The organism is Leucobacter sp. M11, from assembly GCF_035726885.1.
Classification (GTDB): Bacteria; Actinomycetota; Actinomycetes; order Actinomycetales; family Microbacteriaceae; genus JAPFRB01.
Map to the genome: position 1 here is coordinate 91,039 of NZ_JAPFRB010000003.1, position 1,428 is coordinate 92,466.

General features: G+C 65.4%; 2 protein-coding genes. Both read right to left on the minus strand.

The genetic code is table 11. The features are described from left to right. Positions 1-210 (minus strand): hypothetical protein (locus tag OOT08_RS08675; RefSeq protein ID WP_325092235.1); only part of this gene is annotated, 210 nt, incomplete at its 3' end. 145 nt (positions 211-355) lie between these two features. Continuing rightward, the gene (locus OOT08_RS08680; protein ID WP_325092237.1) at positions 356-1,258 is read right to left on the minus strand and encodes a polysaccharide deacetylase family protein; all 903 of its coding nucleotides are present in this window, start codon (positions 1,256-1,258) and stop codon (positions 356-358) included. Positions 1,259-1,428 lie beyond the last annotated feature (170 nt).

Here is a 1,428-nt window from a genome sequence, read left to right on the forward strand (position 1 = left end):
CTGCACCCTGGCCGCGAAGAAGCCGATCAGGTCGTCGCTGAAATCCTCCCGGACCGAGCAGTAGTGTTCCCCGCGCCGCTCCGGATCCAGCAGCTCGCTGAGATCGTTCGTCGCGGCGCCGGGGTTGTAGAAGGCGTAGGCGCCCTCATAGCGCCACTCAGAGATCTCCTCGGCGTCGCGCTGCGACATCGGCAAGATCAGCATTCTCATGTGACCATCCTGCCTGATTCACCGGGGATGGGCGATTCGTCCGCGTCACGCGGCGTCGTGATCACGGGCGGCGGCCACCCCTGACGCGACGCAGGGACAAGCACGTACCGGTCGGCCACCCCCCGACGGCCGACCGGCACGTGAATCAGTAGTCGCGGGGACGCTCCGTCCCGGCGAATGGGAAGCGGCTCCGATACTCGGCAACCGCCTCCTCCATGGTGACGAAGGTGACACCCTCGTAGCCACGCATTTTTTCGATCAGGCGCTCAAGCATCATGAGCACCTGGGGCCTCCCGGAGACATCCGGGTGGATGGTGATGGGGAACACCGCGTAGTCCAACTCGCGGTGCACCCACTCAAACTGTTGGAACCACATGTCCTCGATGTCGCGAGGGTTCATGAAGCCGTGACTGTTGGGCGAGGCCTTCATGAACATCATCGGCGGCAGGTCGTCGAGGTACCAGTTCGCGCCGATCTCGACGAGGTCGATCTCGGAGCCGTGGGTCATCGGCCGCATCCAGGTCTCGGGGTGCTGCTCGTAGTCGATCTTCGTCCACGCGTCACCGACGCGGGCGTAGAACGGCACGAAGTCCTGGTGGCTCTGGCTGTGGTCGTACTGGAAGCCGAACTTCTGCAGCAGGGTCGGCGTGTATTCGCTCAGCTCCCACCACGGCGCGACGTAGCCGCGCGGGGCCTGGCCCGTGAGCTTCTCGATGAGCTCAACGGACTTTTCCATGATGACGTCCTCCTGGGCGGGCGTCATCGCGATGGGGTTCTCGTGGGCGTAGCCGTGCGCGCCGATCTCGTGGCCGTGGTCGAAGACCATGCGGCACTCGTCGGGGAACGTCTCCAGGGAGTGCCCGGGGATGAACCAGCTCGCGCGGATCTCGGCGCGTTCGAACAGCTTGAGGAGCCGGGGCGTGCCGGTCTTCCCGGCGTAGACGCCGCGCTGGATGTCGTTCGGGGAATCCTGGCCGCCGTAGGACCCCAGCCAGCCAGCCACGGCGTCGATATCGACGCCGAAACAGACCCGGATGTCCTTCGCCACTGCGGCCTCCCCTGGTTCTTCGCCTCTCCCCCGAGAGGCTGCTCCGGGAGACCGTCCTGGCGTCGTTGCCGCGGAATCCTTCCCGTGTTTGTCAGCCTATGGAGCCGCGGGGAAACCGTCAAGACCTTTTCGTATTTTTCTTCGCGCTCGCGCCGCCCGGCCCGGACACC